We start from the raw sequence: 18,275 nt of genomic DNA, 5'->3' as shown, positions 1-18,275 counted from the left end.
CCGTAAAGAATACATGAGGTTAAGTCTATGATAGGCACTACTTCACGCAACCCACAAACCCAAAGATCCGAACAGTTTAGCAACGAGGTCCAGTACCCTCAGATTCTACTCGCTCAGGCTGGGGATAGAAGGACTGAAGACCGTTTTATACGAAAGAATCAGCGATTGGTCTTCAAGGAAGCAAATCGGTATCGCGGACTAGATGACTGGAACGATTTAGTTACTGCCGGGAACTGGGGCTTAGCCCGCGCTATTGAAAAGTTTGACGTTTCTAAGGGCTGCAAGTTCAGCAGTTACGCTGTGAAAGTCATAAGAACTGAAATTCAGCAGTTTCTTAACGATCAGCGGGGACTATCCAAGGAAATTGCTAAACACTTAAAAGATATTAAGCAAGCATCACAAAAACTGGAGTGGGAATTAGAGCGTCAGCCAACACTAGAAGAACTTTCAGAGCGAACTGGATATTCCCAGCGAATCATTACCAGCACTTTGGACAGAGCGAGAGTGGTTGAAACCTCCAGTCTAAATATCCCTGTTGGCGAAAATCTTAAGGCAGAGCAGATTGATCTTGTTGAGGGTGACGATGATCTGTGGGATTACGCGGAAAATATCGACGAAAAGGAATATATAGCACAGCTCCCCGAGCGATATAACGTAATCGTTCGGGCCAGGAGGGATGGGCACAGTTATCGTGCGATTGGAAGAATGTTTGGCCTTTCAGGTGAAAGGATCAGGCAGCTATTTAAAGAAGCCCTCGCCTATCTAAAACACCTAGTCACTTACGGCGCTTGCTTGGTTCGATTCCCTCAGCCACTTCAAGCCAAAGAACCCGAAGAAGTTAAGAAACCTGTCATGAAACGTGTTGATGCTCCACGGCTAGGTGGAAAGATTGGCCGTGCCCTCAATCAGATTTTCAACTCTACAAAGGAGGAATTTAACTGTCAATTAGGAGGACTAGCTAATGTTGCGAAACCTATTTTGGCTTTTTGTCGGTGTAGCAATCACAGGATTGCTCCTAAATCGGGGTATCAACCTTCCTCAACGAATCAGCGATGCTGTGGATTGGGAGGCATTCAAGACGCTTGGGGAGGATATCTGGAAATCGGCCAAGAAATTCTAAGTGTATTTCTGCTGCCATTAGCGCTCGTATATCTGGCTATCAGAGGATTTCAGGAAAACTATATAACCCATACAAGGAGATCAACGATGCATTCTATGGCAACTAATATCTTTAAATTCCTTGGGATGAAACACCTAATAGTACACCCGCGACCGCCGAATATTACTCCTTAAAACCAATAGGAATCAGCCTAAGAGATAAAACAAATCATCTAGGTCTGAGTCGAGGATGAGGGGAGAAGTTTTCTGTCCACAAACGATTCTGCCTGAGATCCCTAAACCCTTATGATCTTTTGTTTTAAAGCCTTTCCCTATTGAGGGTTCGGGCGTAGTATGGTTCACTAAGTTTCTCTGTATTTTTCTTTGGGAGGTGCGATGAAATAAACCCTTAAGTCTCAAAACCCCAGCTACGGACATAGCTAGGGCGGAGATTGAAAAATCATATTTTTCAGATAGAGCGGGAACTAACAGAAGCTTTGGATAGGCAAATAGTTAGTCATCCCTGAGTGGTGTGTTCTTATTTTAGAGCAGCCGACTTTGTGCTGGCAAGATTTCTTTAATTTAAATTAACCTAGCTACACCTCTCTATCTCGCTACCGACAACCGATAGAGGGTCTTTTTATGCTTTCTATATTTTTATTTACCGAACCACAAAACGTTCGGGAATCAACTCATATACCCCTGCATCAAGGAGGTCGCCCATGACCTCCACGGCCTCACTCACTCTGAATCCACCTCAACTTGGCTTTGGTACACCGGGAAGAACCCCATCAAAGCTCGTCCCCTTCCGAGGAGCAAATCACTGCCCCGTCTGTGACTCCCACGATGGCCGTTGCCGAGGCGGTGGCGACATCGTTCTCTGCATGTCCGAGACTCAGGACATTGGCACCGTCAACGGCTACAAATTCCGCAAACTCACCAAGAACTATCTCTGGGGCATCTGGGCACCCCACACGGGCGAGGATTTCAACGCCATCGATTGGGAAACCCGCAAAGCCTTAAGGGAAAAGCAAGCGGAAGAAAAACGGCAACAGCGAATTGCCAGAGAGCTGCCTATTGAACTCCGCGATCAGCAATATCGACAACTCCTCTCGGATCTTTCTCTCTGCTCAATGGATCAGGGGGACTTGGTTCGGCGGTGCATGTCCCAGGCTGAAATCAATGGCTTCCAAGCCTTCTCCGTGGGTCAATTTCAGCGAGTCAAAGACTTTTCTTTGGACTTGCCCGGTGTTCTCCCCGATGGCTTCCTCAATTCACAGGGGGGCTATCTCTGGCCTCTCTACAACGTCCACGGTCAAATAACAGCGTTGCAGCTCAGAAAGCGGAATGTTGATACTGACAACCGCTACATCTGGTTGTCCAGTTTTACCCGCCGCAATCCTAACGGCAATGGTCCTCATGTCAACGGTGAAATTCCCTTAGCCGTCTACAAGTCCTTTGGTCCCTACTCTCGGATAGCCCTCGTTGAAGGAACGGGGGTCAAGCCCTATCTCTTGTCTCAACGATTGCAGCTCCCCACGATTGGCGCAGCGGGGGGACTCTGGGCCTCATCGCCTGAAACCTTACGAGAAACTCTGACCGTCTTATCGAAATCTGCTGAACAGACCCCGATCATCACCCTCTATCCTGATGCGGGTGCCGTGCGGAACCTCAATGTCTTTCACCAATATCAGCGAGTCATTCGCTTACTAGAAGAATGGGGCTATGCCGTGGAAGTGGCCTGGTGGGGGCAGACCTACAAGGAGAATTCCTGCGATATCGATGAACTCACTCAAGTGGAATTGGCCCAAATCGTATTCAAGCCCACTTGGTTTTTCAATAGCTTGGGTCTGGAATATGAGTTGGGTCAGCTCTTTCTAAAGCTCAATGGTCTATCGGATAAAGCCACAACGGTTATCAACAAGCGCTACATCGAACTCTCAGATCTAGGCACCATTGATCCGGGGTCAGTGGTCGCCATTGCTTCCATGTGTGGCACTGGCAAGACGGAGATGCTGAAGTCCCTGGTGGGCCAGGTCAAGGGCCAGGTGATTATGCCCGGTTACCGGAATAACCTGCTGTTTAATACCGAGGACCGATTCACCGAGACTGACGCCAACGGCAATACCCTCTACAAGCTGATTCACCTATTCCGACTCAATAAGGAATACCAGGGCAATATCAGCATGGGCTTTCGGTCTGAACGGTCTATTCTCCTTTGCTTCGATAGCCTACTCAAGATAGAACTTGATGATATTGAACCTGATAGCTGCATCATCCTCGATGAAGCCGATGCTGCTTTATTCCATGTCCTCAGTGGTCAAACCTTGGGGGATCGGCAGAATCAGATCTTGGAGCATTTCCATGCGATCGCAAACCGGGTCTTAGAAACCCAAGGCAATATCATTCTCTTGGAAGATTCCCTGTCTCAAATTCCCATTGACTATATCAAGGGCATCACAGGCGGGAAGTACAACACTAAGATTATCGTCAATGAATATAAGCCTGACGATAACTTTCCCACGAAGGTGTTCTCAGGACAGACCTCTCAGTTTCTAGAGAGAATCCTAAATGCCGTAGCTGCTGATGAAAAGTTTATTGTCGTCGCCACATCGCAAGAATTCCTAGAGAAGCTTGAGCGAATCATCGCAGAAATGAACCCTGAGTTTGCCAAGGGCATTTTGCGCCATGACAGGAAGACCTCAGAACGACCAGAGAACAAAACCTTTCAGGCCAATCCCACTCAGTTTGTCGAAGACTATCGACCCACGGCACTATTCCTCAGCCCTACAGCCGAGAGTGGGGTCAGTATTGATGAACCCCGATTGATTCCCTATTTCAGTCGAGTGTTCTGCTATGCCTCATCCAACCATGCCCGCAGTGTCTATCAGCAGCTCTGGAGATACAGAGCAAAAGTCACTCGTGAAATCTATGTGACGAGGAAGGCCCATATCCCAGATATCCCTTCGATTAAGTCCGTGGAACAGGTCATCATGCTTCAGTCCAAGTATGGACAAGACGTTGCGGCCTCCATTGATTTAGAACAGCAGCTCATTCATGACCAATCCCCGGAAACGGCTCAGCAGTTAGCAGCACTGAAGGCATATCAGCAGAATCCCAATAACTGTCACAACGTCAGCTTTGCTCGGTATCAGACCCGCTCCATTGCGTCACTGTTAGCCCTCAGAGAGTCCTTGATGCTGTTGTTGAAAGATCATGGACATTCGATTGAGATGGAGGAGCTGAGAGAGCGCAATGCCGATATCGTCGAGTCCTTCAGTAAAGTGCGGAAGCAGATGGAGCGAGAGACAGCCGTGATGCTGGGAACGGCTGATGGGGAACGGTTCACGGTGGAGCAGGCCATCCGAGTGATGGGGAGTTCTTCTGCCACCTATAAAGATACGTTGGATGCCAAGAAGGTCTTGCTGCAAGATGAATTGCCTGGTGTGGACCTCACGGATGAATTCATTCATCAAGTCTGTGTCGAGCATCGAGGACGGCTCAAGAGTGCCACAAAGTTGCATTGGATGAGCTTTCACCCTGAAGTTGCTGAGGAATTAGACCGGAGGAATTTTATGAAACAGCTCAATAGTCAGTTCGTGTTGACTCATCGGTTAACCAATAATCGCATCCAGGTACAGTTACTTCGTGACTTGGGGGTATTTGATTTAGTGGATACCTACAATGTCACCAGCGCTGATTATGAAGCCTACGACAAAGCGTTGGAAAAGGGTCGCCAGGTGCAGCGTCAACGACAGTCTTTGAGATTGGAAGTCAAGGGATTAGCTGGGCAGATCAGGGAAATCATTCAGGAGCAGAAGGTCATTCAAGCCAAATTGACGGCGTTAGGCAGAAAGGCCCATCCCAGGAAGGCAACGCTGAAGGGGGAACTGGAGCAGTTGGAACAGCAGAAGCAGACCCTCAAGGGTCAGAAGCAGGGTTTGGTGGAGGCCATTGAGCAGCAGTCTCAGGCGTTTACCCAGGCCCGATATGAGCAGGTGGAGGCCCGGATGCGGATGGAAATCATGGTGATGACGGAGGATGATCAGCGGTTGGAAGATATTAAGGTGAAGGCGTTGGAATATCGCTATCAAATCTATCGCCACTTCAGGAATGTCATCAGTGAAGGGCAGAGTGCCGTTGCCATCGTCAACAAGTTAATCAAGAGAGTGGCCCATGAGCTGGTGAAGGTGGGCAGTGAGGAATCCGTGAGTCTGTATGTGATTCGCTATTCAGGTAATGAAGCGTACAAAGACCAGATGCTGAAGGCATTTCAGGCGAAATGGAATCAGAGATTGGAGAAAAATAGACCAAGTTGTGAAATCTGTAAGAAAGAGGACGATCTAATTACAGAAATTGATAAGCGATCTGAAATTGATGGATTTGGTCAGGGAAATGATCAGGAACTCGGGCAGCTTGAGGGGGGTGATGATGGTTCCCCTTTGGACTCTACCGAGAAAACGGGTTGAAAATCCGATGTATTTGACCTTGATTTAAAGTTCAATTTTTAATTCTGTGCTTATTTGAATTGACCTCTAGCTTATATGTTTAGAGGCTAGATCGCTTGTACCTTGGCAGTACTATTTATGTTTTTGGGTGTTAACTAAAAGATAGATCTACAGATACTTGTTCGAATCCATTTTTTGTCTTTTAAATAGCTTTGTCTGCGGTTTGAAGTGAAATATCAGAGTTTGTCAGTCACAATAAGCTGTATGATCTCTATCAGGAAATAATGCTTCAATGATCCCATTTTGATTTTTTAGGCTGAGATAAATTAAATCAAAATTGGGCAAACCTTAAGCTTGATGGTTACAGTAATTTATGAAGATTGAATCTATTAAGAACAATGTTGATTTTGCCATTATTACAATTAAGCAAGAAGAGTTTGATGCAGTTCTCTGTCGATTTGAATCCTGGACTGGTGTAGCTGGAGGTAGACATATATATATTTTTAGCCAGGTCTCTACTCCTGGTGGATGTGAATATAGTATTGTCCTTACTCGCTGCCTAGAGCAAGGTCAGGGTGCAGCGCAACAGATTACAAATGATCTGATTGAAGATATAAAGCCAAAATTACTAGTTTTAGTGGGTATCGCGGGGGGTGTTCCAGCAATAGAATACACTTTGGGTGACATAATTCTGGCAAGTCGCCTTTATGACTTCTCTGTTTCTGCAATAAATCCAGATAGATCTATAGAAAATAATACTAGTGGAGGGCCGATACACCCTAGTGTCAGTAGGATTCTTGAAGTTATATCAGCATACAAGAATCAACTTGGAGAATGGAATTCAGTAACCTCTATTTCTCAAGAGATGCCTGTTGTTAATGTTCCGGAAGATATTAACGATAATGCATACTATGGTGATCTTGAATGGAAAGAAAAAGTTCATGAATCAATTAGACATCATTTTTGTGATACATCGACAAAACGTCAACCAATCTATCGAGTAGCTCCTACAGCTAGTAGTAACTTTCTCGTGAAAAATATTGATATTATTCAGCAGTGGCAAGATTGTGCTCGTTCTGTTTCAAACGTAGAAATGGAGCTAGGTGGAGTTTATAGAGCAGCTTGGAGGGGAGAACGAATATATCCTGTCCTTGCTATACGGTCTTTGAGTGATATTGTAGGTTATAAGCGTAGTTCTGAATGGACAGAGTATGCGTGTAATGCTGCGGCAGCATTTACTTATTCCCTGATTAAGACAGGGATCTTGGGTTCCATCTTCCAATTAACAAGCTCAGCAAACATAGAGAATCTAGCATCAAATCAATCCATGAAAAAAAAAGTTAGGATAACTCTTGATCTAGAGTTAGAAAAATTCTTAGAATTGCAATGTGATGAGAAACTCAAGTATACCCTTGCTGGTTTTTTGGGAGTGGATGTCAAAAAGATTTCTATAGAAGATGTAGAAGAAGGCAGTGTAAAAGTTACTGTTGAAATTCCTGAAGATCTTGTAGATTATTTGATTAAAAATAAGTCTAAATTTTCTTTATTGTTAGGGAAAAAGGAAAATTTAGTTGTTATTGATATTGAAGAGTTACCGCCCATACTTCAAGAAGTTGAAGAGGAAATTACTTCTCTCAAACGTGTTGAGCTTTATGCCAGCGCATTATTTTACTCGCTCTATGCTGAATATTATTCAGCTAAACGTGAATGGAATTACAGGAGTTGCTACTCAGCTAGCGAAATATCAGAACGCTGGGGCATTTCTGTAGAAGAACTCACAGAGCGCAAAATTTGCCTTGTAGAAAAAAATGCTATTCGCCTGCTAGAAGACCTGTTACTAGATTCTAAGGAAATAGGGGTTAAAAAAATATTTACGAGAGATTTATATAAAGAACTATTTTCGAGAAGCCCTTCCTATGTAGATGATTCACTTAGTTTTTCATATAGTGAAGTTATTCTTATGTCTACATTCCGAGGTTATTCTATTCCAGATTTAGGACATTTTGGACCAACTTTGCCTTATGGCCTAGATAAGTTTATTGATCAAAAACTCTTACTTGAAAAAATTCAAATAGATTTAAAAGATATCAGAGCTGATTCCTGAAGATGTTGGTATGGATTAAAATTAGGAGATTTTGGTTTATATTTCTACGGCAAAATAAACCATCGTTTTCTGTTGACTGGAGCTGTTAGTATTGCAACAATTTTAACAGCTCCAGTCAACAGAAATGAGCTTTTTCAGCTCGGCAAACTACAAGCAGAGCCCGACATCCCAGAGTATCCAGAGCCTTTGAGTCCAAATTCTACGCCTTGAGCGCAGTCAACAGAATCTTATCCAGCCAATCAAGCTAGAGGGCCAGCTTGAGTACTTGACCGTTTCCCGAAGCAATTCAGGGCAATACTGGATTACCGTGGAAGGGACTGGGAAGCCATTCATCAGAATTCCGTTTGCAAGTCCTGAGTTCTGCTTTGAGTGCGCGCTGGAACTGGAGGACACGTTTGATGTGTTGCAGGTATTGAGTCTGCGGCCAGGGGAAACTATTGAGCGGATTGAGGAGATGGTGGGAGTGTATCTGGGACGAGAGAGTGTGGCTCGGATCTGGGGGTGATAGAAATAGAGATGTCAATACGAATAACCTAAAATTTAGTCCCAAATAAAGGCAATGATTCTTTTGAGAGCCTGGAATCAAGTGTTCCTTCAGATTCTGTAATCGCGTCAAGAACTTTTGCTAACTCATAGGAATATTTATAGATTTCTTGAAATTGCCTAAATCTGTTTCCATTTTTGAAATCAAGGATGAAACAAACTATGCGTTTGAACCATATTCGTGAATTATAGTCTTGGAGCTTCTCGACAAATTGTCTGTAGCTAATTACCCGTCCATCTGGGTTTTCCATCTCACGACCTATGCTCATTTGAATGGCATAATATATTCCAAAATCTTTTAAAAAAACATGTTGTAAATCAAAGAGAGAATTCATTACTATATTTGATTTGACTTTCCTTAGCTTGAAATGTGGTATCTCTCTTTTTATAAGATCTATAGAAAAAAATAACCAACATAAAAAGTAGGCTGTGGTGCCAAAAAATGCACCTTCTTCGTTATACCATTCAGTATTTTTATCTTCTAATTCTTGGAAGCTAGAAATGTCAATAATTTCTAGCTTTCTGCTTTGCCTCAGATTCAGCAATACATTGATTCTGATAAATAATTCTTCATTAGCGATTTTTAAGTGATTAATATAATTCCGTAGAATAAATTCCTTTTTCTCTAAGTACTTCATGTAAAGTGATGTATAAAAACCTATTGCTCCACCAATAAGAGCACCTATTAGTGCTGTAATAATTCCATTCATTGCATAAATTTTTATGTCTCATTGATCCTATTATTGAATCTCAGTTTGTTTTATTAGAAATGATTATTTTTTCTTAATTCATAAAAGAGTTGAAATCGAAATGGACTATCTTCACGGTTGTCAAATCTTTGGATAAATTTACTCCTTTTAAGCAAAGTCAAATTAGAGCAGCAAAACAGGCCCTTAAGCAGGGCTTGGTGGAGCGGATTGAGCGGAAGACTCAGGCATTAACCCTGGCAAGATATGAGGATGAAACAATGTTGCACTGGTCCCGACTGCCAAAAACAACATTGAAGGACTTCCTAGATCACGGTGGCATCGATCGCTGAAACCCCTACCGTTAAGGCAAATTTGCACCTCAAGGGCCATTCTGCCTACCCTTCCTATGTAGCTCATCGGCCACATAGAAAATGATCAAAACCACATTAATGTCACTGGGACTGTTGGCGATCACATCCACGTCGGCCCTCGCCAATCCCGCCACCTCAAAAGCGGCGTATCCATTGAGAAATTGTTGCGCTGGTCCCGACTGCCTCAAAAGACCTTTGATGACTTCCTAGATCACGGTGTCGTCGATCGCTGAAACCCTCACCATTAAGGCAAATTTGCACCTTAAGGGCCATTCTGCCTATGTTTCTTCAATGGAGATCAAGGAAGAACCTACCGAACAAAAACAGGCCTCGACGATCTCGACACCGCCAAAGCCTGAAAGCCTCAAACCTACTACCAATTCAAGGCTCATGGATATGATAGGCAGATTTACGCAAGAACCAAAATCAGATAGCCGATTAACCTTCGATCAGGAACTAGATCTAATCCAAAAAGTTAGAGTCGGCAATCCTCGGGCATTACGCCAGTTAATCAAGGAATATAAAGGGTTTATCGTCACTGCATCCCAGCGTTATGACCGGAGCATAGACCGTCAAGCCTTAGTCTGTTCTGGTGAGGCGGCGGTAGACATTGCAGCAAAGAAGTACGACGAGTCCAAAGGACATCGTTTTATTACCTATTTCAGTTGGGTTCTGCGGACTGAGATTCAAAAGAGGTATTGCAGTGAAGCGGGCATCAGTCGGGAAGTGTCCCGTAATGTATCCGCTGTTAATGAGGCGGCAGCATTTTTGACTAATGCCTTGGGTCGGGAACCCAGCGTCGAAGAGATTGCAGAACAAAGCAATTTAACGGTGCAAACGGTCTTAAATGCCCTGATGGCAAAGAACTTTACCCAATCCCTAAGCCTCAGTGGCTTGATTGATGAAGATTCCACCATCCAATATGAGAGCGCATTAGTTGATCACAGCTGCGATCCTTGGGCCTATGCTCTATCCACAGAACAGGCTGATATTCTTCAAGCCTTAGAAGAGAGCGGGCGTCTAGAGTCCAAGCATGTTGATGCAGTGACCAGTCGGATTGAAGGGTACAGCGCTAAGGAGATTGGTGAAAGACACGGTGTAGGACCTGAGAGAGTCCGTCAGTTCATCAAAAAAGCCAAAAGTACTGTCCACGAATTCTTAGCAGGCGATACCAGCGTAGAGACCCCCGAAGTCCTGGCAATCCCTGAAGTAGTTGTTAGACGGGTCTTTCCAATATTGCCTCGTGTGGATGCTGTACGGCTGGGCGGTCGGATTGGTCGAGCCATTCAAGCCGTTGTTACGCCGGTTCAGTCGATGGTTGATGCTCTGGTAGATTGCCCCCTGCTTAAGCAGAGTGAAACAGGCATAAATCGGCCAGGTCTCGGTCTGGATTTAGAGACCGTTTTCGAGGGCCGATCTGCAGATATGCCCACTTCAGACCCCACCAAGGAAGAACGGATCCTCTCTTCCCTGCCTGGTTTTTCTGGGGTTTTACCCTTCGCCTTTGGTTTCTTAAAGGGAGCCGTACACTATGCCACCGGGCTTTTTCATGTCCTCCGAAGGGACAGCGTAAGAGGGCCAACCACAAAGGAAGGACGGATCCGTTCTTCCCAGCCATCCAAAAAATTAGACAGGTACTCAACCTATGTTCAAAACAACATTATCGACTTTAGGCCTAGTGGCATTAACCGCATTACCCGGACTAGCGAACCCTGCCTCTTTGGTGATCGGCGAGGCCTTTAATAAGGCACAGAATCTAGAAGTGTCCGGGGAAACGGATCACTTTCTTGATCTCAGTGAAACCGGCTACACGGTTCTAGAGGCCCGTTCAAGTGACCATACGGAGTTCAGGGCCTTAGCTCCCTCTCAGGCAGAGAGAGATCAACTAGTCCTCCGATGGGTGAAAGGCAGTACCGCAAAATCGGCCTCTTTGGTGTTGAAGGTCTCGGGACCATTGGGCACTAAATCTCTGCGTTACCGGATTACTCGGGTCGGCGAGGCCCCTGATAACATCCTGACCATGTACACAGCGGGGCCAGCCCAGCCTTTAGTGGCAACTGCCCCACCGGTCAATAAGGGGTTTCAGCAGTTCCCTCGCTTGGAAGTCGTTCATTCAGGCCAGGAAAACGCACCGATTAATAAGCCGGTGACTCTCTCGGTTAAGCCCCCCAAGCCTTCCAGCCCCCGGTCTAGTTTTCCTGTGAAGGTATCAGATCCCAGTGCTAAGGCCCCTAGGCCTGTTCAGATTAGACAATCTCCGAAGCTGGTTCGGCGAGTCGCCAAGGTCTCAACCACGGGACGGATCCTGATTGACCGATCGACGTTGGACAACAAGGCCTTAGCCAATTACCTGATTAGGGGATTGCACCGGGCTAGAGGATTGCGACAGATAAACCGCAATCACAAACTCTACTGGCAAGCTCAGTCAGCGGCCCGATACCTAAGACGAGGGGCATCAGTCGAAAAGGCATTGAAGTATTCACATTTACCTCAGAAGACCTATGACGACTTGTTAGGCCATGGCGGCGTAAGTCGGTAATTTTTTCAATCTGCAAACTGCAAAAAAGAGATTATGCTTTCACTCTCAAACAACTACACCGCAATACTTTCGGGTCTAGACGGTTCCATAAGTATGACCCTCTTTTCAATTACCACTTTTGCGCTGTCAATCGGTGCTTTGGTGGTCCTTTCTCGGCTCATTCCAAAACGATTTCAAGACTAATTAGCCCCATTACCTACAGGAAAGAATAATGAATACTCTAGCCATCAAACTACTTAACGGTCTAAACACTATTGCAACCTACCGGCTAACGAACCTACAGCGCTTCCAGGCCTTAACGATTTTCAGCTTTTTTTGGGGTGCGATCTTACTACCTCATAACGTTCTGGCTCAAAACCCAGGCGGGCCATTAACCAATGGAGCGGGCCAAAATGCGGGGGGTACGGGTGCCCAGTGCGGGCAAGACTTTTGGTTTATGTCAGACCTGTATAGCTTTATTGCTACAGCTTTCGCCGGTCTGGGTGGTGCTGCTGAGTCTGTATGTCAGGTGATCAATATCGTGGTGATTGGCGGGATCATTCTCATGGTGGGGATGATCCTATGGGGCCTTGGTGATCACCACATGAACGAGACCCCCCTCAAAAAAGCCTTTGCTCCCTTCATGGGCTGGTTAATCGGACTAGTTTGTATCTACCTTGTGATCTTCGTTGCGTTCTTTACTGGTGGTACTAGCGGCAATGCTGGACGTGCCCCCGGTGTCATCTAAGGAAGGAGGAGTTACGCAGGGAGGGTCGAAAAATGGGTGTTACAACCTACGAACAGAAGGCGGCTGATAACGAGGCCCTTAGAAATGGGATGGTAAACCTTTCTATTGGGTCCTTGCAGCTCCAGCCTTACACCATGTCTCAGGTGATTGCGGCCTTAGTTTGCCTAGTACTTGCAATCATCGTTAATTTTTTGTTTGGAATAGAGGTGGCGGGCCTCTTATTTATAATTCTGCTGGTCAGCTTGATCACCTGGGGCGGTAAGGACTTCGCCCTAGAGAAAGAACGGATGACCAAGACTCGGGACTTCTACAGTGAAGGCCCTACAAAAGGGGAAGGCTCAGACGGCCTTCCCCGTCCTGTTTTCAAGGATGAGTCATACATTGAGCGAGGCGATCGACGGTTTTATAGTATCGAGCAGAGGTTCAGTCATCTGCGATTTTATGGCTCTTACGAGAAGAACCATTCCAGTGCTGGTTTTTACTATCAAAATCGGGGATCATCACCCAACGTTTATCTAGTCTTTGGCTTTAAGGTCGCTGGTTTCAGTCCTTGCATGGATCATCAAGAGTGTATGCAAGTGATGAAGGATATTCACCGGACCTTTCGGAATTATCCCAAGCTCAAATTGCGGTTTGTCTGGTCTGTTCCCTCCGATGCATCGGCTCAAATTTTGCAACAAAAACGGCTGTTAGAGCAGGCCGATCAGGATGCCTTGACCGTTGAGATTATCAAGGCTCGGGGGCGGTGGGCTGTCGATGGCGAGAAGCGGGGGAGGATCGTAGCCCCTACTCTTTATGTCTATGCTCGGGTTCAATCTCCCCTAGGGCAAGAGAATTTTGTGCCCCAGGACTGGAAAGATCGATGGTCTCAAAAGCTGACTCCCCAGGTTGCTCGTTATTTTGGCGATAAGCCCAAGCAAAAAATGGCAATGCAGGCAATTGATTTTGCCTTTGAAGCGGGCTGCACACTGCCCATGCAATCCCTGAATAAGGGCATCAAGATCAGAACTCGCCCCTTAACGGTCCATGAGCTTTATCAAAGGGACTATTCCAAGATCCATGATAAGCCGGTGGATACCTGCCCTCAGTACATCCGAGTAACCGATCAAGGATTCTTTGAGCGCAACGAGTTAGGGGACGATCGTCATATCTTGGGCGAGTTATTCGGCGACGGTGGCGACGTGCCCCCTATTCCTATCTTTGCCCGTAGCGACATCTGGTATCCTCTCAAGGGCAAAAAGAACCAGGAAGGCAACCCAGCAGGCCTTTTTAGTGCTTGCGTCCGTGTCGATCAGATGGAGGGATACGCCGACATTAACGGCTCTCACGCCATCGGCCATGTCCAAAATACTTTTAGGTGGCTTGAAGGCCTGTCTGATGTTGAAATCATCACAGAGATTGAGGCTGTTAATCCCCTGAGAAAGAAGCAGGAGATAGCCAAGGGCCTGACCAACCGGACCAAGCGATCAAATGCTGCAATAGGCCGTCAAACGGTTGATACAGATTCTCTGGGTGATGTAGACGAACTAATGGACGCAGCTCAAACTCTGCGGGCCGGTGGTCGAACCATGTCCAGCAGCACCCTGATTTGGATCTATGCCGATACGCGAGATCAACTAAAGCTCAAGACCACGACAGTGATGGGTCGGGTAGGCGTTGACCATTGCACTTTGGTACAAAACTCTATCGAGCAGTACTGGATCGACAGTCAGCCCTATACCTGGGATGCAATGTGCTTTGACCCAGATCGGCGAATCGAATATGAAGCGACTCAAGTAGTACCCCTTGTGCCCCTAACTCAGCCTCAACCCTTAGATGAAAGAGGTGTGGGGTATATCGGCAAACATATTTCAGCCCAAGTTTTTATCGATTTTTGCGGCAAAAAAAATCACACTTTTATTTCTGCAAAAAGTGGTGGCGGTAAGTCGATGCAGGGCCTTGAGATTCTATCTCAGTGCATTGCGACGAATACCCCATTTGTGTTTATGGACTCGCCCCCGATTGCTGACCAGTCTACCGGAGAGGTAGCGGCTAGTACTTACACCCCAGCTATCGATCTTTGGCAGGCTTGCGGAGTGGATTGTGCGTATCAAGATATCAAAAAGCAAAACTTCAATATGCTGGGCCGGTATGGCTTGGGCCGTAATTCCTGGGAGATAGACGCCCTGGTAGAAACCCATGTGGAAACGTTGCAAGCGGCAGTGATCGGCGATGACCCTCACCACCCTTTAGCTGACGACGTGTTAACCGTTCTGTCCCTGGCCTATCGGGACTTTGCACGGAAGACATCAGGAGAGGAAAAAGACCCACTTGTAGGCGATTTCTTACGAGAGTATATCCCCTGGTCTCGGGACTACCTAGCGGGAAATGTGGATCTAGCTAAAACAACTGGTGTTGAAGGTCTGGGGGCGTTTGAACCCAGTGAACAGGAGAAGCAAGCTGTTGCAATGATCCGATCTCGGTTGACGGGAATGTTAAGCCAGCCTTGGGGCAAACGGCTCAATGCTCAAACCTCCTTCGATCCCAGTGTTCGATACCTTGTTCTAGGCTTAACGGATGTCAAAAACGGCTCAAAAGAAGGCCTAGTCTATTCCTTGGCTGCTCTAGCCTTTATGAAGCGGATCACGTCCACCTATGACCATAGCGTTTTTGGATTGGACGAAGGAACCACGCTTTTACCAATGCAGGCCTTTGCTTCTAAGTTCTCGCGTATCTTCCCAGAAGGGCGAAAGAAAGGCGGCAATGGTATCTTACTGGCTACTGATGTCGGATCTTTGCTGAAATCTCCGTACTGTGACGACATTCTAAGTAATTTTGACAATGTTCTGGTGGGCCGTTCGGAGACAAATAGCATTGAGCATTTTGTTCACTCCTTTGGGCTGAAACAGGAAATTCTGGAGCGATATACCCAGGATCCAGACCTTACCGATATGTCCTCTCAGTGGTATCTAAAGCGGGGGGATCTGCACATGGAGCTTTTGTATTACACAACCCGGATGCTGTTGTCCCTCGGTGCAACCCAGCCCAAGGAGCTTTTAGCCAAGCGCCAATTCATCAAAGGCGATACCCCCGAAGAACTGATCAAGAGTTATCAAAATTTTGGTAATTCCCTCTACGCCGCCTATTCACAAGGTAGAGGCCCAGAAACCGTAGTTTGCCGATAGCACCATGAAACACAAAGAAGCCTTTCTCACAGCCCTATTTTTGACCGTTGCAGCTCCAGAGGTAATCTTGGCTCAGTCGGTTTTTGAGTCCGTCACTAACCCTAGTGGAAACGTCTCGTTTTCGACCAATAATTTACCCTTGCAGAGTAACTATCCTCCGCTGAATCAAGCGACCAACTTGGGCACTGATATCTATACTTCAAACTCTGGCCCCCCAGATACTGGGAGTTATAGCCCGTCTGGCCTCTATCAAGTAGACGACATCTATCAGCAGTCCAAGGACTCAAAGCCCAGCTTTCTGAAGGATCTACTGCAAGGCCCCAGCGGCAATAGAGCGTTGCATCCCACTACAGTTAAGGTTTTTGATATTCTCGGTAAAGCTCAGAAAGGGTTAAAGACTTACAAGTTGGGTCGAAGTGTTCTAGATGCCTTTAACAATCGGAACTCTGGCAGTCTTGTGGGGGGAGTCCGATCGATCCTTGAGCTGTATGGAGTTATAGATCCCAATGCGGCGGTGGCTTCGGTGGCGACTTCGACAGCTAGCCAGCGAATAGCCACGCTATCTAATGCAACGACTAGATCCCAAAAGTTCAAGAAAGCAGCTCTCGGGAATCCTGTTACACCCCAACAGTGGTACGTAAAAACCGTCAATAACGATGCAATCTCTTCTATGGCAGCCCAGACTGGCCCTGACATCGTTTTAGGCCCAGAAGGGCAAGAACAGCTTAAACAGGAAGATGAGTTCTCGGACGCCTCAGCGGAGGCCTTGGAGGCTGTGATCAGTGATGCTGCCTTGAGTGCTATCCAAGTTCGTGAACTGCAAGCGGCTAGCCAAAAACAAGCGGCAACCTCCGCAGAAGTCGCAACAGGGGCACAGAAACGGAAGTCTACCCAGCAGGCCGTCAAGGATTTAAACACATTAGCGGGCATCCAAGCCAACCTCGGCTCTATGCAGGTCGCAGCTTTGGCAGAGCTTAACGATAGCTCTTTAAGGCAGCTTGGGGGCATGGCCTCAATTGTGGGAATGCAAAGGGCACAGCTTAACAAAACCACCACCATGCAACTAATGACGGCCCTCAATGGTCGGCAACTGGCAAACATCAACAGTGGAGTTCATAGGGCGCACAACTACGAAGTTAGAAAGGATCTAAGGGCTAGGAAGCGGAGAGGGCGAAGCATTGGCGGCTTGATTGTTCCCGTAAATGAAACGGTCAACACTACTAACACAGCCAATGCGGCCAACACCACTCCAGGGGGCCAGCAATGATCAACAGTTTCCTAAATGCTCTGTATCTGGCTGACCTGAACGGCACTAAGAGCCTAGAGTTATCTGACGATCACATCAAGTTTTGGGAAACGGCCCGCCGCTATGTTGTCGGTGGTGACACTCTCGGCAGCAGCAATCTGGTCTCAAAAACAGTGGAAGCTCCGGTGAATCTGCTTTTTGTGATTGGGATTATCGGGGTTTCAGTGGTCCTGATTAACCGATTGGGTTTTAAGACTGCGAAAGATGGCCCGGTTGCGGTGGTCTTAGATGCTGCGCCGCAGTTCTTTTGGGTGATTCTGGCTGTTTTCCTGTTAGCGTCCCAGTTTGTAAGGGCTTATGACATTGCCAATACGACCTGGGCCTTTAGAAACAATATGCGCAACAATACAAAGTCTGTTGTTCACGCGAACCAAGTTTTTACTGAGGCGATCGCCAACGAGTTTTTCAATGTGCAATTTGGGCAGGAGGTCAGCGATCAACTAGCAATCTGTCAGGGCCTCCCTTTCCCTACCGTTCGCGTTCCCCAGGCAGTAAGACCCACGGGGGCAGAAGGCGTTAAGTTGGAGGAGGGCCAGACCTATGATTTCCTGGATTGTCTGACTACTCTTGAAGAGACAATTAAGCGTAATCAAGCGCAGCTAAAACAACAGTGTGGGGCTAAGCTACAGAGTTGTGAAATTGTCGAAGCAAAGGCAGACGGATTGGCTCGTCAGGTCGGTGACGGCACTAAGAAGATTAGACGTAGGCTGATTGCGGATCTAGGCCCTGGTAGCAATCCAGGTTTTGATCAGATCGGCGGTATTCCCGATCCCTTGCTAATTCAAGATGACTTTTCGGCTATCGGGGATCTAGTAGCCTCGGCCCTATCAGGTATCGGCGACTTTCTCTACATGGGTCTCGTAGAATTCGGTAATACCTTGTACACCAGCTCAATCGAGATATTGTTCTTACTAGGTGGTATGTTCTTTCCCATAACGGTTGCTTGGTCCGTTATCCCTGGTAAGCGTCAGGTTTTGCTTGATTGGTTTGTAACGATGCTGTCTTTGATAATCACAGAGCAGGTTTACCTGATTATTATCGGCATGGTGGCGGTGCTGTCCTCTCAACCGCAATTCCATGAGTTTGGGCCAAAATTATTCCTGTTTACTCTGGGAATTACGGCTCCATTGATTGCGGCAGCATCAGGAGGAGTGAGCGGCTTTCAGATGGCCCGAACCTACAGAGGCACTGCGATCGGTGCTGCGGGTGCTGCCCTGTCGGTAATCTCAGGAGTAGCGTTTAGTATTGCCTATAAGGCAAATTCAAAAAGACAGTTGGCGAGGTAA

12 protein-coding genes are annotated in these 18,275 nt (G+C 46.6%); 11 read left to right on the top strand and 1 reads right to left on the bottom strand.

Annotated elements, in window-relative coordinates:
* The first annotated feature begins 27 nt into the window (after window positions 1–27).
* From AM1_RS31590 to AM1_RS43575, 4 genes are all read left to right on the top strand, one after another.
* The gene (locus AM1_RS31590; RefSeq protein WP_012167161.1) at window positions 28–1,293 is read left to right on the top strand and encodes a sigma-70 family RNA polymerase sigma factor; all 1,266 of its coding nucleotides are present in this window, start codon (window positions 28–30) and stop codon (window positions 1,291–1,293) included.
* A 527-nt stretch (window positions 1,294–1,820) separates the two neighbouring features.
* A complete protein-coding gene (locus tag AM1_RS31585; protein ID WP_012167160.1) occupies window positions 1,821–5,567 on the top strand; it encodes a plasmid replication protein, CyRepA1 family in 3,747 nt (1,248 codons plus the stop codon).
* A gap of 352 nt (window positions 5,568–5,919) precedes the next feature.
* Complete coding sequence (locus AM1_RS31580; RefSeq protein ID WP_012167159.1) at window positions 5,920–7,650, top strand: 5'-methylthioadenosine/S-adenosylhomocysteine nucleosidase family protein; 1,731 nt, start codon at window positions 5,920–5,922, stop codon at window positions 7,648–7,650.
* Between the two features lie 265 nt (window positions 7,651–7,915).
* A complete protein-coding gene (locus AM1_RS43575) occupies window positions 7,916–8,155 on the top strand; it encodes a hypothetical protein (protein WP_238549338.1) in 240 nt (79 codons plus the stop codon).
* Window positions 8,156–8,183: 28 nt separating this feature from the next.
* Here the strand turns inward: AM1_RS43575 and AM1_RS31570 are convergent, their stop codons facing one another.
* Window positions 8,184–8,903 (bottom strand): hypothetical protein, encoded by a 720-nt coding sequence (locus AM1_RS31570; protein ID WP_012167157.1) that lies wholly within the window; start codon window positions 8,901–8,903, stop codon window positions 8,184–8,186.
* Window positions 8,904–9,031: 128 nt separating this feature from the next.
* On the opposite strand from AM1_RS31570, the gene AM1_RS31565 reads away from it, so the two are divergent.
* From AM1_RS31565 to AM1_RS31530, 7 genes are all read left to right on the top strand, one after another.
* Entirely contained in the window at window positions 9,032–9,232 is a 201-nt protein-coding gene (locus AM1_RS31565) for a hypothetical protein (protein ID WP_012167156.1), read from the top strand.
* 237 nt (window positions 9,233–9,469) lie between these two features.
* Window positions 9,470–10,996, top strand: coding sequence for a sigma-70 family RNA polymerase sigma factor (locus AM1_RS31555; protein ID WP_012167154.1), 1,527 nt, complete (start codon window positions 9,470–9,472; stop codon window positions 10,994–10,996).
* Window positions 10,899–11,792 carry a hypothetical protein gene (locus tag AM1_RS31550; RefSeq protein ID WP_083776837.1) on the top strand — a complete coding sequence of 298 codons (894 nt, stop codon included), beginning with the start codon at window positions 10,899–10,901 and terminating at the stop codon, window positions 11,790–11,792. The genes AM1_RS31555 and AM1_RS31550 overlap by 98 nt, the downstream gene beginning before the upstream one ends.
* Before the next feature lie 211 nt (window positions 11,793–12,003).
* Window positions 12,004–12,519, top strand: a complete 516-nt coding sequence (locus AM1_RS31545; protein ID WP_012167152.1) for a hypothetical protein — start codon at window positions 12,004–12,006, stop codon at window positions 12,517–12,519.
* 32 nt (window positions 12,520–12,551) lie between these two features.
* Window positions 12,552–15,683 (top strand): hypothetical protein, encoded by a 3,132-nt coding sequence (locus tag AM1_RS31540; protein WP_012167151.1) that lies wholly within the window; start codon window positions 12,552–12,554, stop codon window positions 15,681–15,683.
* Between the two features lie 4 nt (window positions 15,684–15,687).
* A complete protein-coding gene (locus AM1_RS31535; RefSeq protein ID WP_012167150.1) occupies window positions 15,688–16,950 on the top strand; it encodes a hypothetical protein in 1,263 nt (420 codons plus the stop codon).
* On the top strand, window positions 16,947–18,275 hold the full coding sequence (locus tag AM1_RS31530) for a hypothetical protein (RefSeq protein WP_012167149.1): 1,329 nt from the start codon (window positions 16,947–16,949) through the stop codon (window positions 18,273–18,275). The genes AM1_RS31535 and AM1_RS31530 overlap by 4 nt, the downstream gene beginning before the upstream one ends.

Source organism: Acaryochloris marina MBIC11017, assembly GCF_000018105.1.
Lineage (GTDB): Bacteria > Cyanobacteriota > Cyanobacteriia > Thermosynechococcales > Thermosynechococcaceae > Acaryochloris > Acaryochloris marina.
Note: the sequence above shows the minus strand (reverse complement) of the source record. Positions and strands in the feature narration are given on the sequence as shown.